The organism is Leptospira fletcheri, assembly GCF_004769195.1.
In the GTDB taxonomy this organism is placed as follows: domain Bacteria; phylum Spirochaetota; class Leptospiria; order Leptospirales; family Leptospiraceae; genus Leptospira_B; species Leptospira_B fletcheri.
This window is the reverse complement of sequence record NZ_RQET01000010.1, coordinates 152,688-173,944: the sequence shown is the minus strand read 5'-3', so window position 1 is coordinate 173,944 and position 21,257 is coordinate 152,688. Positions and strand designations below refer to the sequence as shown.

The 21,257-nt window shown below is 45.4% G+C and carries 10 protein-coding genes; 6 read left to right on the top strand and 4 right to left on the bottom strand.

Annotated features, from left to right (window positions below; genetic code table 11):
* On the bottom strand, positions 1-1,808 hold a 1,808-nt coding region (locus EHO60_RS14470), incomplete at its 3' end, for a hypothetical protein (protein ID WP_135768921.1).
* A 384-nt stretch (positions 1,809-2,192) separates the two neighbouring features.
* On the bottom strand, positions 2,193-2,888 hold the full coding sequence (locus tag EHO60_RS14465) for a Shedu anti-phage system protein SduA domain-containing protein (protein ID WP_135768920.1): 696 nt from the start codon (positions 2,886-2,888) through the stop codon (positions 2,193-2,195).
* A 639-nt stretch (positions 2,889-3,527) separates the two neighbouring features.
* On the opposite strand from EHO60_RS14465, the gene EHO60_RS14460 reads away from it, so the two are divergent.
* The 3 genes from EHO60_RS14460 to EHO60_RS14450 are packed head-to-tail and all read left to right on the top strand — an operon-like array spanning position 3,528 to position 6,241.
* The gene (locus tag EHO60_RS14460; RefSeq protein ID WP_135768919.1) at positions 3,528-4,205 is read left to right on the top strand and encodes a hypothetical protein; all 678 of its coding nucleotides are present in this window, start codon (positions 3,528-3,530) and stop codon (positions 4,203-4,205) included.
* Entirely contained in the window at positions 4,202-5,122 is a 921-nt protein-coding gene (locus tag EHO60_RS14455) for a hypothetical protein (RefSeq protein WP_135768918.1), read from the top strand. Before EHO60_RS14460 ends, EHO60_RS14455 begins: the two co-directional genes overlap by 4 nt.
* Positions 5,123-5,128: 6 nt before the next feature.
* On the top strand, positions 5,129-6,241 hold the full coding sequence (locus EHO60_RS14450) for a chymotrypsin family serine protease (protein WP_135768917.1): 1,113 nt from the start codon (positions 5,129-5,131) through the stop codon (positions 6,239-6,241).
* Positions 6,242-6,324: 83 nt separating this feature from the next.
* On the opposite strand, the gene EHO60_RS14445 is transcribed toward EHO60_RS14450, so the two are convergent.
* Both EHO60_RS14445 and EHO60_RS14440 read right to left on the bottom strand, forming a co-directional pair.
* The gene (locus EHO60_RS14445) at positions 6,325-7,104 is read right to left on the bottom strand and encodes a hypothetical protein (RefSeq protein WP_135768916.1); all 780 of its coding nucleotides are present in this window, start codon (positions 7,102-7,104) and stop codon (positions 6,325-6,327) included.
* A 903-nt stretch (positions 7,105-8,007) separates the two neighbouring features.
* Complete coding sequence (locus tag EHO60_RS14440; RefSeq protein WP_135768915.1) at positions 8,008-8,796, bottom strand: AraC family transcriptional regulator; 789 nt, start codon at positions 8,794-8,796, stop codon at positions 8,008-8,010.
* A gap of 335 nt (positions 8,797-9,131) precedes the next feature.
* Between EHO60_RS14440 and EHO60_RS14435 the strand changes: the two genes are divergently transcribed.
* The 3 genes from EHO60_RS14435 to EHO60_RS14425 all read left to right on the top strand — a co-directional run bounded on the left by EHO60_RS14435 (position 9,132) and on the right by EHO60_RS14425 (position 21,252).
* Positions 9,132-9,980: a 3-hydroxyacyl-CoA dehydrogenase NAD-binding domain-containing protein gene (locus EHO60_RS14435; RefSeq protein ID WP_135768914.1), complete on the top strand. Its 849-nt coding sequence runs from the start codon at positions 9,132-9,134 to the stop codon at positions 9,978-9,980.
* A 28-nt stretch (positions 9,981-10,008) separates the two neighbouring features.
* Positions 10,009-11,154 (top strand): acyl-CoA dehydrogenase family protein, encoded by a 1,146-nt coding sequence (locus EHO60_RS14430; RefSeq protein ID WP_135768913.1) that lies wholly within the window; start codon positions 10,009-10,011, stop codon positions 11,152-11,154.
* Between the two features lie 66 nt (positions 11,155-11,220).
* Positions 11,221-21,252 (top strand): type I polyketide synthase, encoded by a 10,032-nt coding sequence (locus tag EHO60_RS14425; protein ID WP_135768912.1) that lies wholly within the window; start codon positions 11,221-11,223, stop codon positions 21,250-21,252.
* Positions 21,253-21,257: the final 5 nt, after the last annotated feature.

Here is a 21,257-nt window from a genome sequence, read left to right as displayed (position 1 = left end):
AGAAAAGGCAGAATCCAAAAAACCAAATGCCAATTTGTTTCGGGTAGATAATAAGAGAAAAAGAAGCTCTGAATATCAATACCCAAGTAATCCTTAATGAAACCGGGAAAGACCATTCGTTTGTCATAACCATTGTGAAAACTCTCTTCTCGTAACATATAACTCACACTTTGGCCGAGCGTAATTGATGAAGAAATAGCAAGTGAAGCCCAAAGCAGGAATTTTTTCCAAATACGTTGATCTAAATCGGTTATTGTATATATATCCAAGACCCCTCGGATCGAAATGAAATGTATGATAGGTAATATGGCAATCCAATACCTACCTACGGGACAAGCCCCTAAGGAATATGTTATATGGATTATGTTCTGCACGTGACCGGAGGCAATTAATAGAATTGTGAAGAATCCTTCGCCAAATTTATTTCTATAGATCATTGCGAAACCGATCGGAAAAAAATACACCAAAGGATTCAAAGGCAGAATCCCATGATCTACGTCAAAAATGTAGTATCCTAAGTACCGTTGGACTATGTTTTTCAGACTGGTGTCTTGAGAGGAATAGTGCGAAATGCTGCCGTAAAGTGCAATGTTATATCCGATGAATAATAAGATAGAGATGAAATATGCAGATCCTCCTGTTAGCACAGTTTTAATTTCATGCCGCATTTGCCATGCCCAATAAGAGAAAATAATTAGAGAAGCTGCCGCGAATTTAATATGTGCAAAAGGCAAAAGAGCGCAGAGTATAGGGATTACCTTCGAATATTTTTGAAAAGACCTTATGGTCAATAAAGCATAAGATAAGAAGATAATTGCAGAAGCCAGTGTTTCTGGATAGATTTGATTTGAATAAGCCAGAGTCGGCATGCTTACGAGAAATAAGCAACCAATCAAAATAATAAAAAATCCTTTCTTCTTTCGAATGGATAAATAACAAACAAGTGCTCCGGTGATCGAGCTCAGAAAAATCATACTTATTTTTGCGACTAACCAAGGGATCGGTAAAATAGTTCCATGTTGGTTTAAAACTGCCGGTAATAGAACTGCAGATAGGAGAGGATAGTGGATCGGAGGTTCTGCACCGTCTTTTAAAACTACCGTATGATGGTCGAAGTTTCTGAAAAGAAGAGTGTTATGAATGTTTTGATATTGGTTTCTCAAATCAAGGTCGTGATCTTCTAACATCGATTCTGCTATTAGTAAATATTGCGGCTCATCACCGGTCATTTGCTGCCGAAGTTGGCTGAGTGCAAGAAAATATAAGGAAAATATGAATAGGGAAAGGTTAGTGAAAGAAAGGAATTTGTCTCTTGAAAATGAGCGAACTGCGACTAAAACAGCGATCAATGAAGATACAAATATAAGAAGTATGATGGAATAAAAAAGCTTAGATTCGGAGGACTTTTTCTGGTCTACAAAAATTACTTCGCTTTCCGCTAAGGGCTCTTTCAGTGAAAACTTGAGATTGGCTATACTTCTTTCGGAAGCGAACTCGATTTTAGTTGGGGTTGCCGTTATTTGCCACTTTCCAAGGTGATTGCTTCCTTCAAAAGCCGTTAAGGTTATGGGATTTTTCGTAAAGCCTGTTACGAAAAATGTGAATTTCTTATCTTTACCTTTCGCAAAACAGGCTCCAAAATTCTGTCCTTGAACGGAGTAGGAGTTTCCCTCTTGCCATAGATTTATAGGAGGTGTTTCACAATACGTGTTTCCGTTCAATAGATAAATAATTGGAGGAAAGAGGGATAAAAAAAAGAAGAAAAGAGGTACCCATAAAATCGCTTTTCGAAAATTCAATGCCGACATCGCTTGCCCTAGTAATTGCATTTATTGAATCTATATCGAAAGACGTGAAGAAGAATTTTTAGCATTGTCCCGTTAATTTGTAGATATTTCATTCCAAATAGGGCAGCAACAGTTCTTGAAAAACTTGGTTCCTTGGAACAGGGGATCAATTATTATTGATTGATTCAAAATCAATCTTTGAAGCGCAATTCCGCGATTAAATTTAAAAAATGAAATCCTAGTAATGGGTAGTGAGATTTAGGTCAAATCTGCTCGAAGACTAAGCGGGGTTAGTACGGTAGACTGATGAGGAATATAGTCGGTCCTGGATATTATTTCTAAATGTGAGTGGTTGTTAGGTTTACAGAGAAATCTTTGCAGGTAAAATTTTGGACTACTTTATGCCTAACCGCTGTTATTCTCCCGCTTTTGAATTGCGATAAACTCCTCAAAGGTCAAAACCTTGGTGCTTCTCAGAATTCCCCGTAGAGTCTGAAATTCCTTTTTGTTCGGGCTTGTAGAAACCTCTTTCGAACTCCCCGCTACTAAGATCGCTTCAAGGGTCAGAAGATTCTCCGGTACTTTTAAGGACTTTTCTATCTTGGTTCGATCAGTTTTCGAATGCTCCAAGGTATACAGTAACTTACTCAAACTATCGATTTCGTTAGATAACTCTGAACTCCAGTTACAGGATTTCTTCTTTTGGTCCCAGGATAGGAGCGGGGTATCCGGCGCCAGGATGCCGTACACCCGAAGAGTGGTAGGCCCGACGAAGGAAAGAGATTTACGATACTCTAAGGGAATCATATCCACCAATTCAAGAATTAAATCCTTCCAGTAGGATTTCTTCTGACTCTTTGGTTCCTCCGCCGAAATGCCTATCTCCAATTCCTTTATGATGCTTTCTATTCTACCACTTTGGATGTTTCTTACGATCTTCCAGACTTCGTCAGAAACGTCACCTTGGGATTTTTTGAAGAGTCTCAGGATGCTTTTCTGATCCAGTTCGTTAAGATCCGAGAAGTTGGCTTCTTTGGAAAGGATAGATTCAATCTTTCCAGTTTCAGATGGCGGGATTTTCGAAATCCTGTGCTTGAACACAAAGTCTTCTGCAAGCCTCCAGTCGCTCTCTGTTCTACTTGTAAAGACGCTTGTAGTATACTTGTGAAGCTCATCCACGTTTATGATTACGGTCGATTTCTCCTTCTTATTCCGGATGACTTCCGTATTCCCGGTCGTTAGCTTGATTGAGAAATTCCTCTTATCGGACCCTGAAGAAGAAGCTTTAACCTAGTAATAGTACGGACAGACATTTCGCAACTTCTCGGTTACTATCGGCAACTTCTTGGGTCTCATTTCGCTTAATGCAGAATCGAACTCATTTCGAGTTCATGAAAGAAATGTAACATATCTGAGAAAGAAAATGCTAAGGAATCTTCTATGTCTCACTCGGATCTTCTTTCCGCAATCAGCGGGACACTTCGCTCTAAAAAACAATCGAATGTCCCGGTACAAATGCGCTTTTTTAATATGTTACGGGGATTGATAGTCCAAGTAGTCCATATAGACGAGCAAGGAAATCGAATTCTTTGGTGCGAGCTTTCGTATTATGCCCAGCAAACGATTACAACTTTCCAGGGGGCAAGTTATGAGGTTCGATCGGTACTTGGAGGAGCGATTATTTGTGCCGGGACAGTTCCGGAACCGCCGAAGCTGCCACATATCCCCCGTTGGGATTTGATGATCCATCAATATCAGTTCGCTCAGCCGAACCAGATCGGAGACGTACCTAAATCGAGTAGTACGATCATCATTCCTCCAAACAGTCCTCGGGTTCTCGTAGGCTACAGTGAAAATGCAGGGAATACAATATTAAGGATACAATATTGGGAAAGATCTCCCGAATCGATTTCCCTGGCTCCGAAACATAAACACGTAATCTATAGTTCTCAACAGGCGGGTACAACTTGGTCTTCTTCTTCGGAAGAGACTTTGGCTGAAGCGGCCAGCTTGAGCGTAGGTGCGGGCATTGGAGCTTTTTCCGTCAGTGCGAGCGGCTCAGTGAGCAATAGCAGTACTACGGGATTTAGCGCAACTGAGGAATCGGATTCGGAAACTCAAATAGAAACCAGAGTGGAGAATACTACACAGCACGATATTATCGCATTCGAATGGCGCCTTGTGGATGAAACTTTGGTCATCCACAAGGATAAATATTTGGCTTCCTACGCAGTAGCGCAAAGCCCTTCCGTCATCGAAGTATTAGAGTTCTCTCCTGGAAAAGAATTCATCGAGCAGCTGGAACTGACTTTGATTGAAAGCATTACTAGCGACCGGTCCGGTTTACTCCCCGGTGAATTCGGTCAAAAGTTGGAAAAAGCGCATTCAGTAGAGGAAGGGAGAACTAGAATATCATGAATCCATTATATGTAAAAGCAATGTACGGAAAACTCCCCTCGGTGCCGAAGGGAAATCCTGTTACAGTCACCGTGAAGAACAGTCTATCCGTGGATGTGATGGGTTTTAAATTGGATCAGTACGGTATGCGGGACATTCTTTTTTTCCCTTCCTTCTGGGTCCAAGCGGGAAGTTCCATCGAGTTTTCTCCCCAGAAACCTCGTATTTCAGAATGGGTCCTACATCCAGGGGATGCTCTTTTGTTCACAGAGGTCGTAACCGGCGCTTTTATTTCCGCAGCATTGGTCTCCGATGAGGCGAATCAAACCATCCAACTGACTCAATCGATTCTTTGTGATCCGAACGATATCGGACCTTTTCCTAGGCCAAATCCGGAGATCGGGATCATCGTTCCTACGAACGGCCCAAGGGTCCTCGTGGGGCTAAATGCGGGTGGAAAGTTAGTTCGCTCCCAATATTGGCAACGTTCCGCGGATTCGATTACCTTAAAACCAGGTATGAAACGGACAATCGAACATACAGTGCGTTCCGGTAAGACTCAAACTTCCAGTACTCAGGATACGTTTGAAGCTGCAGTTAATTTATCCGCAAATGTAGGATGGGGAGTGGTTAGCGCAAGCGCCTCAGCGGATCTATCCTACAGTTCTTTGAAGTCCAGCTCGTTTACCATATCTCAGCGGAGTACTTATACCGTTATAGATATTTTTGAGAATATATCCACAGAACCGATGACGATTTTCGTGTGGCAGCTGATAGACGAGTTGGTCAGCATCGATTGGCAGAAAGACAAGGGTTATTTCGTGAAAGGAACCGTGAGCAATGTGCTCACTCCTGCCATTGTATGTACTGTCGGGCCGAAAAATGAAATCAAGATCGGTTATACTGCAGGAAAGATGATTCGATTGGAGAAGGAATAAAGAATTATGGGTGATGCGGAAAAACTTCGCCCTTTTTTGAAAGAGGCAAGGCGGCTATTAGAGGAGAAAAGGGACGAAATTATTTCCGTCGGTTTTGGCATTGGAACTGTTAGCAACGAGAAAAATGGAGGGTATGACGGAACAGGATTAGGAATCCTTCTTATCGTACCAGACTTTGCGGAGATAGACGATTTTCCGGAAAAGATTTCGGTTCAAATCAAGGGAGAATTAAAGTCCGCTCCGACGATCCTATGGCAGATGGCTCCTCCCGGGACAATGATCCCAAATAACAAGCCGCCGGATCCGGTTCGCAAGCAGAAACAGGATCCCTTGGTGGGAGGCATCAGTATTAGCGGAGGTACCGGCCCTTGGTACAATCGACAGAATCCTTCCGCCGGAACCCTCGGCATGGTAGTGAAACAAGGAGCTAAAAAGGTACTTTTAACAAATGCTCATGTCGTACGTAAATGGGATCGAAGTGAAACTTTAAATAATCGAGTGTTCCAGCCGGGTTTGGGCGATGGTCTCGGACACAAGGAGTCGCTTTGGATCGGTAGGCAAACCAAAAAATACCAAAATATATATAAAGAAAAAACATACATTGATGCTGCAATCGTCTCCCTTAGGGAAGGGGACGACAAAGCAAGAAGAGCGGATTTAAAGACACTGGTCCATAACGAACCCGCGGTGGCCGCCGGAACAACTAAGACAAAATTGTTTTCTCCAGTTCAAAAATCCGGTCGAACTACAAATGTCACGAATGGAATCGTACGATGCATTGGATTGGAGTGGATTTCAAATTTTCGGGACGATCATACTAAGTCGGGGATCGTAATCACTCCTAAAAAATCCAACCAATTATTTGCAGAGCATGGAGATAGCGGTTCGGTAGTACTTTCGAAGAATGGAACTCCCGTCGGTTTATTATGGAGGGGAGAATATTTCAAACAGCCCCGTTCTAAAAAGCCGGATGATTTATGGCAGATGGTATTTGCATCCCCTATAGGTCTTGTGTGCGAAGCTTTAAATATCCAGTTCCCGATGTCGGAAGGTCTTGAGGACGAAGATGCGAAGTATGTTCGTATCGTGCGACACCAGGAAAAGTCACGACCCTTTTAAGAAATTCTGCAAGGTGATAGGATTTGTCCGGTATTTCTTCGGATCGGGAAACGTGCTATTTCCGGTTTTTCGCGAGCTGTGGATCATTCTTGGTACGATCGATCGAAATTTAATCCATCACTTATATCATCGATCGTTTTCAATGTGCAATCGGAGAGTTTTGACCAAGTCTCATTCTTTTTGTCGCTATCTATCCTGCTATTTGATTTTTTAACTTTACATGTTAAATAGTTGGCGCTTTTCGAATTCAATTCGCCGGTATTCCGCCAGGTACTATTATAATCATAACCGATGAGTCTTAAGGCGGAGCTTTGGTACCAAAAAATATAAGTATAATCCCAAGTGTTCCATGTGCCAGCGTTGGCCCAATATCCAAGGTTAATATACAATGTACCTTTGGTAATTACGGGGCATGAGGAAAGAGGGTCGTTCATTGTCGGGACCGTATACCGAGGAATGAAAGAATGATTTTCTACGGCTAATCTAAATCCTCCTTGATTCGGAAGCCCAAGTGCAACGACCAAAATACGAGGATTTGAATTCATCGTATCAACTCCGATTCCATTTCGATTCGCAATAATTTTTTTGCTATCATTTTGATGTAGCAAGAGAACCAAATCCGGAATTGTATCTTTGCTAATATCACCGGTTTGTTCGCATTCAATGATCCAGCCTTTGGGAACAAAATCTTTAGAAGATTTCCCGGTCCTTGCCAATTTGGGAAAGGCAGAATCCGGCATCGGGGGAATCTCAAAGTCGGTATTTTCTTCGGCTCTTAATGTCGAGAAATGAATCAATAATAGACAAATACACAATAGAAAAGCATTCATCCATTCGATCTTTTTAAAGGATACATTTGTCATATTGAAAATGTTCTTTATTTTTAAGGAACGATAGATAACGTCCAGAATATTTCGCGCTTGCTAATATCAGGAAAGGGTCTCCTTACGCGCCCAAAAACGTTGTTCGTGTGAAATTGCGGTTCAAAGTCGTTAGGTGAAAGGAGCAGGTATCAAATTTCGATTCCAAGGATTCTTGCCCTTTTTTGCTTATGAATCAATTGTGTCGTTCGGAGACAAACATGAAAAACCGTGGTAATCGGAAAGCAAAAACAATTCCTTCTCATTCGATCGATGGACCAGAGCCAACCCGTCTTGCTATTTCTCCACGGTGGACCCGGTAGTCCAGAAACGGGGCTTGTCCGCAAGTTCCATTCTGAGCTGAACGACATTATACTGTCGTTTTGTGGGAGCAACGAGGTGCAGGGCGATCCTACTCGTTTACGGAATCTTCCACTTCCCTGACCCTGAATCAGTTCATTCAAGATACGTACGAAGTCACTTAGTATCTGAAAACAAGGTTTCATCAAAATAAGATCTTCCTAGTCGGACATTCGTAAGGGTCTTACCTTGCAATGCAATCATAGCCGCCGGACTGCTTGTGAACACTAGTAAGCAGGAAGCGATATCGTATGACTGTACTCTCCGGCAAGCGAGAGAGGAGAATCATTCCGAGGCTATTCAGGCGCTCGAAGCCGTCGATTCTTACGGGCAGAGATGATTTTCAGACTCCTTTTGAGTTATCCCTAGAATATTACAAAGGTAAAGGCCCAAAAGAAGAAATGGCTTTGGTTCGAAAACTAGGCTCACATGCAGATTTTTGAAGAATCGGAAAAATATATCGATTTGATGCTGCATGATGTGCGGACACTTGCTCAGTAAATTGGACTACAATTTTCTGTCGGCCTTGATAGATTCGAAAATAACTTATTTTATGGATCGAATCCTTGTGCGTTTCGAAGAGCGGAATACGATCGAAGGTCTGTGGCCGTAAGTAGCTCGAAACGTCCTGCTGAAATGAGCGGAGTCCGAAAATCCCGCTATATGTGCGGCCTCCGTAAGATTCACGGATTTAGGCATGTTTCTTGCGGCGACTTTTAGTCTTAGATTCAGTATGTATTTCCGGACGGAAATAAATAACGTTTCCTTAAATAGATGCCGGAATCTATCCTCCGATAAGTTCACCAATTTTGCGAGTTTCTCGAGTTTTATTTCCTGTGGATGCGGTATTAACGCAAGAGAATGCAGGTGGTTTACGACCGTCATCACTCGCGGGTCCAAAGAGCGTCCTTCTTTGTACGGAAAAATGGAGCCGAAGACGGTCTCTACTATATATTTCAGTATTTCGTAAACTTCTTCGTCGGTCGTTTCCTCCAGCATGGCTTTTTTTACGAGTTCGCTCAGGTTGGGAATTTTTCCGGAATCGAATGTTTGGACGCCTCCCTTCATCAATCCCTCGATCCGTCCGAAAAGTTCCGAATCCGGGTCGATGTATAAATTCATTACGTGGGTTTGCTTTGCCATCTCTCGGTAGATCCGGTTCGGAGGGAGGAATGCTCCGGTGAATTCTATCGAGGTTCCGTCGGAAAGGTAGAGGAAGGCAGGTTTCTCAACTGAAATCAGGATGGAGGCGGCATAAAGACTGTGCAAAGCGGTGGTTTCCTCCCATGCGGCATAGAGAACATGCGAATCCCATATATAAAGGGAGTTTTTCATTACGGAACCCCGTTGCATAAAAATAAAATCAAAACCACAATTTCAGCCTTCGAGCTTATCTGAAAGCGAAAGAAGGGAACGGAATAAATATTTCCAATAGCCGAATTGTTCAAAACAAAATAGCCTGTTTAACCGCTTCATTCAAGCAATACCTCGCCGCGATTCGTATACTGAAATCGAAGATCCTGAAAAGAAAGAAATTTCGGTAAAGGATCATCGGTATCGTTAAGTGACTCGCTCAGTTCTCTCCGCGTCTTTAAGTCTTCTGAAACCTTTTTGAGGTTCAGAAAACGGACGCGGGATTTTTTTACCTTAGCGAAAAACGGAGAGGGACCATGAAGAATATAGGAGTGATAGGGGCCGGACAAATGGGATCCGGTATATCGCAGGTTCTGGGACAGGCTGATTATAATGTTAAGTTATATGACATCAGCGAACATCAACTGGATAAATCGATTGTTACAATAGAAAGGAATTTGTCCAAATTGTTCCAAAAAGGAAGCCTCCCCGAGGCGAAGATTCGGTCGACTCTTTCGAATATAAGGAAGGTCTCGAATTTATCCGATTTCGAGGATTGCGATTTCGTCATAGAAGCCGTCAGCGAAGACGAAAGAGTCAAGATTCATATATTTGAAAAACTTGATTCTCTGGTAAAAAACGGTGCAGTTCTCGCTTCCAATACCTCCTCAATCTCGATTACCAGGATCGCTTCCGCAACCAACCGTCCTGCAAGCGTGATCGGACTTCATTTCATGAATCCTGTTCCGTTAATGAAGCTGGTAGAAATCATACGGGGTCATAATACCTCGGACTCAACCTTCCAAAAAGCCAAAGAATTGGTCGGGCATTTGGGAAAGGAATCCTGCGTATCGGAGGATTATCCCGCCTTTATCGTAAATCGCGTCCTGATTCCTATGATCAACGAAGCGATCTTCGCGGTTTACGAGGGCGTAGGGAAACCTGAGGAAATCGATAAAGGAATGAAGTTGGGTACCAACCAACCTATGGGTCCCATCACTCTCGCCGATTTTATCGGTTTGGATACCTGTCTTGCCGTTATGAACGTATTGTTCAGCGGATTTAAGGAACCCAAATATCGCCCTTGTCCTCTGCTCGTAAAGATGGTTGAAGCGGGACATCTGGGCAGAAAAACCGGACGCGGTTTTTACCGCTACGAAATCTAGAAAGGATACTAATCGGGGAAGTTAAGAAATGGATTTTCTATTAAACGAAGAGCAAATCATCCTCCAGGATAACGTTCGTCAATTCGTGAACGAAAAGATTAAACCGATCGCTTCGATCATCGATGCGGAGCACAAGATTCCGGACGAACTGATCGGCCAGATGGCCGATATGGGTTTTTTAGGAAGTTATCTTCCCGAGAAATACCAAGGAGCAGGATTGGATATCCTCTCCTATATCCTCATCATCGAGGAAATCTCCAAAGCTTGTGCGTCCACAGGAGTGCTCATCTCGGGTCATACTTCCCTGGCTTGCGATCCTATTTATAGGTTCGGGAGCGATCGGCAAAAGGAGAAATGGCTTCCGGATCTCGCGACAGGTAAGAAGATCGGATGCTTTTTGTTAACCGAACCCGATGCGGGAAGCGACGCGGCGAATCTAAGCACCACATATAAGAGAGACGGTGAATCTTTCGTCATTAACGGAAGCAAGAATTTCATTACGAACGGAGCATTTCTCGGAACCGGAATCGTTTTTGCGAGTTCCGATCGAAATCTGAAGCACAAGGGAATTTCCGCCTTCATCGTAGATCTGAAAAGCCCAGGAGTCGTGATTCTCAAAAACGAAAGTAAAATGGGGATCCGCGGGAGTTATACTACCGCATTCGCGTTAGACGAAGTAAAAATTCCCGCCGAGAATCTGTTGGGTGAGGAACACCAAGGTTTCAAAGTAAGCATGGAAACCTTAAACGGGGGAAGGATCGGAATCGCAGCCCAAGCATTGGGAATCGGCGAAGGCGCTTTCGAAAGATCTCTTCAGTATGCAAAGGAAAGAAAACAGTTCGGAAAACCCATAGGAGATCTTCAGGCGATTCAATTCAAATTGGCCGACATGTATACTCGGCTGGAACAAAGCAAAATGCTTACGTATCGAGCCGCTTGGGCAAAGGACCATCTTCCCAGCTACGCGATGGAATCCGCCATGTGTAAGGTTTCCGCTTCGGAAGCGGCCACTTTCGTGACGAAGGAAGCTCTTCAAATTCACGGAGGCTACGGTTTTATCACCGATTACGAAGTGGAACGTATGTTTCGCGACGCTAAAATCACGGAAATCTACGAAGGGACCAGCGAAATCCAGCGCGTAGTGATTTCTAAAATGCTTCTTCAATACAAATAAATACATCAGTAATTTATAAATTACTGGAAATTAGATTAGACATATTTTACCGGAATAGAGGATGAAATGAAGACTGCGGATACGGAAAATTTACAAGAGAAACATGAAAAAGGGAATCACGGATCGATCAGTTTCGTGAATCGAGAAAAGAATGGCGACTTCTCCACCTCCATTTTATTTGCGGGCCAAGGAAGTAATCCGATCCCGGAATTGCTTTCCCTTTACGAAACGGAGGGAGAAAATTCGGAATTCTTTTCCTCTTTATTTTCCGTTGTCGAAGCTTGCATAAGCAAGGTCGATTCGGAGAATTATTCTTTTTTGTATCCTCGGGGGTTTTCCCTACGGGAATGGTTTCAAAATCCGGAAGAAATCCCGAAAGAGCTTCTTCTGCGTTCCTCGCTATACAGTGTGCCACTGGTATTTGCCGCTCAAGCGGGAAACTTATTCCGCTTTTTAAGAAACGGAGAAGATTGGCGAGAACTTAGAAAGCGCGCGAGCGGAATCTACGGTCATTCCCAAGGAATTTTTGCCGGGCTATTGTTTTCTTCCTCGAACGACAAGGCTTCCTTTCTTCATCATTTCGAAACCATTTTTGCTGCTATGTTCTTTCTGATCTATAGGGCTCAAATCCTATACCCCGACATGCCGCTGGATCCGGAAACGACGCGTCGGTTCGGAAAAACAGGAGAAAAAGCTTCTTCCATGGCCCAGATGCGTTTTCCGGAATCGAACGGACGGATAGAGGATATTCTGAAAGAGTATAACTCTTCTTCGAAGTCCGACAAAATATGTCTTTGTTTACTGAATAATTCCAGCGATAAGGTTTTCGGAGGATCGCCCGAGGCGTTACTGAAATTCCGGGATTATCTGTCTCGATCCGGATTCGAAGGTTTGAAGACCTGGAATTTCGTCAACGCGTCCCTGCCTTTTCATTCCTTCTTTCTGAGTGAAGTCGTAGAAATCGTTCAGTCCGATTTTTATCGGATCGGATTTTTCCCGAAAGCAGAGGAACTTGCAATTCCGTTATACGATACGAGAGACGGATCCGATCTCCGTTTGTCGCATAAAAATCTTTCCTACGAATTTGCCGCAATGGTTGCGAGAGATATGCTAGATTGGAATCGGACTCTTTCTTCCCTGCTTTCGAGGGACGGAAAACATCTTTTCCTTTCTTTCGGTCCGGGAGAATTCGTGGAGAAACTTACCGTTCCTTTCCTAAAGGGTCGCTCGGTCTTGGTGAAAAACCTGAGCCAAGAGGAGGGGTTTCGAGCGTATACGAGATCCCGGGATTTGGCGTTTCCAGACGCATGGTCCGACTACGCCGTCCGATTCGCGAAACTTCCCTCAGGACAGGACTTTCCACTCAACCGTTATTCCAAATGGACCGGGCGTCCTCCCGTATTCGGAGGTGGAATGACTCCATCGACAATGGAACCCGAGATTGTCATCGCCGCGGCAAAGGAAGGCTACGTTGTAGAGTGGGCCGGGGGAGGTCAGGTTACAGAGGATTTATTTCGCGCGAGATTGAAAAGGGTGCAGGACGGCATTCCTTCCGGATGTGGGATCGTGATCAATCTGCTCTATCTAGATTCTTATCTTTGGAATCTGCATGTTCCATTGGTCAAGAAATGCAAATCGGAGGGGTTTCCGATCGAAGGCGTAACCATCTCCGCCGGAATTCCGGATACGGAAGAAGCGGTTACATTATTAAACGAATTTGCTTCCTTAGGAATCTGGTTGAATTCATTCAAACCCGGAACCGTAGAACAGGTGCAAAAGGTGTTGAAGATCGCCGATAAGGTTCCGCACCTCACTTTGATGATGCAGATCGAAGGAGGGGCAGCCGGTGGACACCATAGCTGGGAGGAATTGGAGGATTTAGTCCAAAGCACATATGCCTCCATTCGAAAAAGATCCAACGTAATTTTGGCAGTGGGAGGAGGTATCGCTTCTCCCGAAGACGCAGCTCTTTGGTTATCCGGAGATTGGGATTCGAAAGTAAGAAAGCCGGTAGATGCGGTCTTTCTCGGTACGAGGCTAATGTCCGCACTGGAATGTATGACGTCCCTCCCGATCAAGGAAGAGCTGGTCAGATTGTCCGGCTCCAGGGATTGGAAGAAAACCAAAGATGGAAAGGATGTCGGCGGAGTTATTTCGGGTAAATCCGGATTAGGCGCTGATATTTATTATGCTTCGAATCTCTGGACGGAACTTTCTGATTTGGCGGAAAGGCTGACCAAAGGTATAGAACCGAAGGAGGCTCGCGAGAACATCGGGAAAAACCGGGAAAAGATATTAAATCTTTTGAATCAAACCGCTAAGCCTTATTTCGGAGATTTGGATTCTATGACCTATCATCGAGTCCTTAGAAGGTATGTGGAGCTGGTATGTCCTGGAGAAAAGCTTCGCTCACCCGAAGGGAATTGGCCGGACCATCCTTTCATCGATCGAAGTTTCAGATCACGTCTCCAGGAGCTGGTGTATCGTTTCGAAGGGCGACTGGTATCCGAAGAATCGGACGCTTCTTCCTTGCTTCAAGATCCGAAGGAGTTAGACGATCCCGAAAAATTCCTCGAAGAATGGGGGAAAAAATATCCGACAGGCGAGGGCACATATCTGCTTCCGGAAGATCGGGAATTCTTTCTGGATGTTTGCAAACGTTCCGGCAAACCGGTCAATTTCGTTCCGGTACTGGACGAAGATCTGGTACGTTGGATTCGTTCCGATTCGCTCTGGTATTCCCATTGTATCGGAATGCGTCCGGAAGCATGCGCTTGGATCCCCGGTCCTAGCGCACTGGTCGGAATTCAGAAAAGCAACGAGCCCGTCGCTCACATTCTGAAGAACTTCGTAGAAGGGGTAAAAGGGAAAGCGGAAAGGGTAGAGTCGGATTTTTGGAAGGATTTCTTGCCCGCTTCTAAAACGGTAGATCCGAATCAAATTCAGATCCTGAAGACCGAGGATCGCAAGGAAGTCAGAAGGGTCGTCGGAGAATTTCCGGATGCAGCGGAGTGGGTCTCCTTCTTAAGCTCGCAAGGAAGGGGTATCCTTTCTGCGGCTCTCTCCTATCCCCGCTTGGGTGGAAAGATCTCCGATATTCCCACGCTATTTTCGTCCGAAGAATACGAACGCTTCTCTTGGAAAACGGATGATTTCGGTAGGTTCACGGAGATATCCGCTTTTGGGAAGGACAAGGAAATTCCTTCCGTTCGATTTACCGCTCTGGACGAGAACAATGCAGAGCTAGTCCTTTTTTTCAATCACCCTTCCAAGCAGAAATCGATTCCTTTTAAGAGACGAATCTATTCCGAAGGTCGTCCGAATTCCATAATTCTAGAAGACTTGGGTTTCCGTGCAGATTCGATTTCGGATTTTTACGAAAAAGTCTGGGGCTTGGACGGTACGTCCGATTTTAGACCTATATACCGACGTCCGAATCCGTCTTCATTGATTTCACATAACGAATTCGTTTTAACGAACCAAGATATAGTCGGGTTTAGAACGGCCACAAACGATTATTTCCGTAAGGATTTGGCGGAAGGAGAGTCGCTTACAGCTCCGTTATCGATGGGAGTCGTCTTCGGTTGGAAGAGTATGATTTCCTCTTTGTTTTCCTTTTCCAAAGTGGATCTCTTTAGGCTGCTTCATCTATCCCAGAAATTCAAATGGGTTCCCGAGTTTTCCGATCTTAAGGCTGGAGATCGGGTTTTATGTTCTTCTAGAATTTCGAAGGTGGATAGACTCGGGGATTCTTTGGTTCTCTATGTCTCCGGAAATATCAAGACGGGAGAGAAGTCGCTCGCAGAATTTGAAACCGGATTTCTATTGAGAGGAAAAACAAACAATCTTCTTCGTTTCGATTCTATTCCTATCGATCATTGCATTCTACTAAACTCGGAGGCGGAAGCGGATGCCTTCCGTACCATCTCCTGGATATCGAAACGGAGTAATGCGGATCCGGTTCAGGTCGGGGACATCGTTCATTTCCAATCTTCGGATGTACTTTCCATTGAAGGAACTTCGAAGAGGAGATTCAAGGCGGAAGGGAACATTTTTAGGACGGATTCCCGGGGAAACCGATCCGCGTACGGGAAGTTTCGGCTTTTTGAGAAGTTCGATCAGGAACGAAAATCCAGCATCAATCGAGTTTTCGAAACGTTTCAGAATTCGCGCTCGGAACAACCGTTGGCAAAAAAATATAGGATCGTTTCGGAAACGTTTCCTGCCCCTAGTTCGATGGATTCCTATTCCGTCTTTTCCAAGGATGCAAATCCGATTCATACGGATCCTAAATTCGCGAGACTGGGCGGGTGGAACGGTCCGATCGTGCACGGCCTATGGACTTCCTCTCAGGCAGTGAGCATCCTGATTCGATTCGCATGCGGAGGAGATCCGAGACGATTGGTTTCCTTCGAGGAAAGGTTCGAATCCCCGGTTTCTACGGACGAGGAACTAAGACTGAATGCATATCACATAGCGCAGCAGGAAGGAAATCTGGTTCTGGAGGTTTCCGTCGAAAACGAAAAAGGGGAGATGAAGCTTCGTGGTAAGGCGCTCGTATCTCCCGCGAAAACCGCATACGCATTCACCGGCCAAGGTTCGCAATCGCAAGGAATGGGAATGAAGCTTTTGGAGGAATTTCCGGAAGCTCGAGAGATTTGGACGCAGGCCGAGAAGACCGCTACGAAAGAATTCGGTTTTTCTTTGCTGGAAATCGTACGAAACAATCCCACGTCGATTTATTGTGGAGGGAAAAATTGGGTGCATCCGAAAGGAGTGCTGCACTTGACCCAATTCACTCAGGTAGCCCTCGTGGCAAAATCTCTCGCGGATTGGGCGATTCTGAAAAAGAGAGGCTACTTGGTACCGAATTCTCCGTTTGCGGGACATTCGTTAGGCGAATTTTCGGCTTTGGCTGCGAGGGGATTTCTCCGGTCGGAGAACGTATTCAACATCGTTTATAACCGCGGATTCACGATGCAAAGGCTGGTTCCGAGAGATCCGGAAGGAAAAAGCGATTATGCGATGAGCGTCGTTTTGGGGAACAGACATGTCGGCTTAGACCAGGAAAAGATTCTACAACTCGTAGAGGAGGCCAAGAGTAAAACGGGCCTTCACTTGGAAGTAGTGAATTATAATATTCGAGATAAACAATATTCAGTTACTGGAAACATAAAAGCCTTGGAACAGCTTGAAGCGGATTGCAAAAAATTCGCCCGGGGCAAAAAGACCACGATTCGACTGGAAGGAATCGACGTACCGTTCCATTCCAGGATCCTATTTTCCGGAGTTTCCGAGTTCAGAAATACGCTAGAGAAAAATATTCCGAAGGATCTTCCTTTGCATGATCTGGACGGCAAATACATTCCGAATTTGGTAGCCCTTCCGTTCGGTTGCTCGGAGGATTTTCTTAAAAAAATCCACGAAACGTCCGGTAGCGAAAAGATCGCGGAACTCATGAAGCTGAAACAGAAAGACCTGGATTCGAACGAAATTCGAAGAGTTATTCTGATCGAACTTCTAGCGTACCAATTCGCGATGCCCGTCCAGTGGATCCGCACGCAGGAACTTCTATTCGGAGAGATGGAAATACGACGTTTCATCGATGTGGGAGCGAGAGGGGATTTGGCGGGGATGGCAAGGCAGAGCCTAAAAGAAAAAATCGATTCCTCCGATTTCCAAATTCTACATTTAGAAGAGAATCGGAATGAGGTTTTTTACGAAAAAGAGGATACCTCGGAAACGGAATGGACCAGGAAGTTCGACACCGAAGATATCGCCGTAGAGGAAGTTCTCCCGAAAGAGGTTCCTGCAAAAGCGCCCGAAGAGATATCGGTACAATCTATCCCTTCTTCCTTTGCGTCCGGATCTTTGGAACCGGTTCATTTGCCTTTGGCAAAAAAGGACGCGTTATTCGCGTTGATCTCTTTGAAAGCGGGAATCAGAGCGGAAGAGATTTCCGAAACGGCCAGCTTAGACGAGTTGTTCGGAGGAAATTCCTCTAAACGGAACCAAGCGCTTGCGGATATCGGAGCGGAATTTCGGACGAATGCGTTGGATGGAGCTCATGACAAGTCTTTGAAAGAACTGATCCAAGTTCTAAACGACAAAGCTGTCTACGAGCAACCTGGACCTTACCTGAGGAATTCTTTCGAAGATATGATCAAAAAGTTCTTTCCACCCGATGTAGGTAGAAAGGAAATTTTTCGCCATCTGAAAGAGGAAAGACTTTTGTCGGAAAGCGGGGTTTTTGCCGCAAGTTCATATCTTCCTCTTTTGGCGAGGGAGGGAGATTCTCTCGGAAAGGGAAAGCTGAGTCCGATCGGGTTAAAATCCAGGATTGCGGGATCGAAAGAAGCGTATAGATGGTTGGACCAAGCCTTGGATCTATTTGCTGTCTGGAAAAATATCTCGATCCCTAAAAAGGAGCATTCCCTTGGCATCGGAGGTGGAGGATTGAAAGTGGACGCCGCTGCTTTGGAAGCGTTAGAGCGGAAATACTTCGGCCTCGATGGTGCCTTTGCAAAATCTCTCCGAGAACTTAAGAAAAGACTTTTGGATGAGGACCCGTATTCGGAATTCCTTTTGCAGGATCTGAATTCTCTGGAGAACGCTCGTTCTACCGTACCAGTTTCCGCGGATCAGATTCCTCCGATCTTTTCGGAAAAGAAAATCGTATCTTTCCGGAATTCTCTACAATGGGCCAAGAAGAGAATTCTGGTCCGTGCGGCGGAATTTTCGAAAGGGGAGATTTCCGAATTTTCGCCCGAAGACCTTCTCTACTTCCGAAACGTCGTCAATGCGGAGCTGGAAGAAGTCTTGGATTTTTGGAGAGAAAAATTCGAATCTAGGATTCAAAATCCAAGGAATGCAGAGGAAGCGGATCGGAGCGGGATTGCGAGTAGAGAGTTTGCTCGTTTGGTTTCGCGGATTCGCGGAAAGGAAAACAAGAATCCCATTTTCGTTTATCCACGTCTTGTATTCCGTCCGACTCTTCGTGAAACAGAATCGGGGTCCTTTCTTTGCGAAGAAATCGAGGTGAAATCCGATCCTTGGTCGGGGAGACACTCTCGGGTATCCGTTCTAGAAACAAGCGCCGATTCCGGAAATTCCTTCCGTGCGGACGCGAAGACTACTCAAGAATTTACCAGAGTATTAAACGAACTATGCAGATTGGGCGTCTCCTTCGCGGGTAAAAAGGTACTCGTTACAGGAGCCGGACCGGGTTCCATCGCATTGGAGACGGTCAAGGCGTTTCTACTCGGAGGGGCGGAAGTCGTTTTGACCACAACTTCGTATTCTTCCGAAAGGATCCAATTTTATAAGCGGATTTTTCAGCGCTTCGGGGTAAGAGGAGCCTCGCTGGAAGTGGTTCCGTTCTCACAGGGTTCGTTTGCGGACGTTCGTTCCCTTTCCGAGCGATTCTCGGCAAAAAAATGGTATCCTGATTTTCTTCTTCCATTCGCGGCGGTCGGAGAAGAAAACACAGTATCTGCGTTAGACGATTCCTCTTTACTTTCTCTTCGAGTCATGCTGATCGGAGTGGAAAAATTGATCGGTGAACTGGGAAGGGCTAGGATCGCTTCCGACGTTTCCGAAGGAAAACTCAGTGTGATTCTTCCGCTTTCTCCGAATCACGGAATGTTCGGAAGAGATGGAATGTATTCCGAGACTAAAATCGGATTGGAAACCTTGTTCCGGAAAAGATTTTCCGAAAGGGAAGAATGGGGAAGCTCAGTTCGCATATTAGGATCCGTTATCGGATGGGTTCGGGGAACAGGGCTTATGGAAGCTAACGATCTGCTCGCTCCTATACTAGAGGATAAAACCGGCATTCGGACTTTCTCAAAAATGGAGATGGGATATTTGTTGGTCGGCTTAGCTGCCTGGAGTCAGAGAAACCAATCTCCGGAAGTGGTAAAAGCGGATTTTACGGGAGGTTTGCGAAACGTAAACGGATTAGGAGAAATACTCGCAGAGAGTAGAAGCGAAGTCGTAGCTCGGTCCAAAAGGAATTCGGAATTTCGATCCATCCTTCGGAATCTAGAAGAGCCACGGAAAGAAAAGAGAATTCGAAAATTCCCTGGTCAAGGGTTGCGTGTTCCCGGGATTCCATCAGATGCGGATCTGAGGGAATTCAATAGCGGACCAATTCCAGAACTGGAAAAAATGGTGTGCATCGTCGGATACGCGGAGATCGGTCCTGGCGGGAGTTCTATGACCCGCTGGGAACTGGAAAAGAACGGGAGTCTATCTCTCGAAGCGAGTCTCGAGATGGCTTGGATGATGGGTTACGTTCGTTACCAAGCTGGGGAAAAAGGACGGGTTTGGACGGACGCGCAAACCGGAGAGGAAATTCCGGAATGGCAAGTAAAGGAAAGGTACGAATCCGAGATCTTGAAACATTCCGGAATCCGAATCGTGGAGAAAAAAAGTTCCGGATTCGATCCTACATCCATACCAGTCTTCACAGATATCGTGCTTGAAGAGGATTTTTACATTCCCGTATCCGGACCGGAAGAAGCGGCGGAACTTAAAAAAGCGGAACCCGAAATCACAGAAATATACCATAACGCTCCATCCGAGAAATGGTTTATTAAACGAAGAAAAGGATCCGTCCTCAAGGTCAAGAAGGCTGCCGGACTCCAAAGACGCGTGGCCGGGCAGATTCCTGACGGTTGGGATCCTGAAAGGTACGGAATCCCCAAGGATCTAGTCAGACAGGTGGATCCGGTTACGGTCTTTAATCTCTACTGTACTTGCGAAGCCTATCTTCGAGCTGGACTGGATCCGTTCGAACTTTTCGAAAACGTTCACCCAAGCCAAGTGGGAACGAGCGTAGGTTCCGGAATGGGGGGAATGCAGAAACTGAAGAGATTGTTTCTGGATTATCGGTTGGGAGAAGAAAGACAGCACGATGCCTTGCAGGAGGCGTTGATCAACGTGAACGCCGCTTGGGCGGTAACGACATATGCCGGGATTTACGGGGTCATGCAAACTCCCGTCGCGGCTTGCGCGACCGGAGGAGTATCCTTGGAATTGGCGCGCGATTCCATCCTTTCCGGAAAAGCGAAATTCATGATCGCAGGAGCCTTCGACGATCTTGCAGAAGAAAGCATGATCGGTTTCGGAGATATGAATGCGACCGCGAATACGGACGATATGGAGGCAAGCGGAATCGATCCCTCTCGCGTATGCCGTCCGAACGACGTCCGAAGAAACGGATTTTTGGAATCTCAGGGTGGCGGGGTCGTTTTGTTGGCGAGAGGGGATTTGGCTTTGGCAATGGGGCTACCGGTTTACGGAATTCTAGGATACGCTGCTTCTAGAACGGACGGCATTCAGACTTCCATTCCCGCACCGGGGCTAGGACTACTTTCTCTAGCTGCCGAATCCAAAACCGAGATTTCTCCTCTCAGACAAGCGCTGGAAAATTTCGGTCTGGATGCGGACGCGATCGCGGTCGCTTATAAGCACGATACTTCCACTAAGGCTAACGATAAAAACGAGAATAAGTTGTTGTGCACTATTATGGGAAAATTGGGAAGAAGGCCCGGAAATCTTTTGCCTGTCGTTTCCCAAAAATCTCTCACAGGTCATCCGAAAGCCGGTGCCGCGATGTGGCAGACGATCGGACTTCTGCAAGCGATCGAGGAAGGGACCGTTTCCGGAAACAGAAATCTGGAAGACGTGGATTTCGATATGAACGCGTATTCGCAAATCTGTTTTACGGACGAATCCATCTCCTTCGGTAGGCACGACTGGAAGGCGGGAATTCTGACTACATTAGGATTCGGTCATATAGGAGCCTTGGCATTGCTTTTGCATCGCAACTTTTTTTGGACGAAGATTTCCGCGGACCAAAAAAAAGAATATCTGCAAAAACTCGAGAGGAGGAACACTTTCGCCCTTCGTAAATATAACGAAATCCGTTTAGACGTCGGCGAGAAACTTTACGAAAGAAAAACGCATTCTTTCGTAGATACGGAGCGGGAGGAATCGGTTCTTTTAGATGCGGAATTCCGTCTAGGCGCTCAATCGCCGGAAAATCGGACGGCGGAATCGTTTTCTTTTTCCCCGGAGTCTGCAAAGCGCTAAGGAGG

Coding starts and splice junctions, on each gene's coding strand:
- EHO60_RS14460 (WP_135768919.1), top strand. CDS start 3,528: ATGATCCATCAATATCAGTTCGCTCAGCCGAACCAGATCGGAGACGTA.
- EHO60_RS14455 (WP_135768918.1), top strand. CDS start 4,202: ATGAATCCATTATATGTAAAAGCAATGTACGGAAAACTCCCCTCGGTG.
- EHO60_RS14450 (WP_135768917.1), top strand. CDS start 5,129: ATGGGTGATGCGGAAAAACTTCGCCCTTTTTTGAAAGAGGCAAGGCGG.
- EHO60_RS14445 (WP_135768916.1), bottom strand. CDS start 7,104: ATGACAAATGTATCCTTTAAAAAGATCGAATGGATGAATGCTTTTCTA.
- EHO60_RS14440 (WP_135768915.1), bottom strand. CDS start 8,796: ATGAAAAACTCCCTTTATATATGGGATTCGCATGTTCTCTATGCCGCA.
- EHO60_RS14435 (WP_135768914.1), top strand. CDS start 9,132: ATGAAGAATATAGGAGTGATAGGGGCCGGACAAATGGGATCCGGTATA.
- EHO60_RS14430 (WP_135768913.1), top strand. CDS start 10,009: ATGGATTTTCTATTAAACGAAGAGCAAATCATCCTCCAGGATAACGTT.
- EHO60_RS14425 (WP_135768912.1), top strand. CDS start 11,221: ATGAAGACTGCGGATACGGAAAATTTACAAGAGAAACATGAAAAAGGG.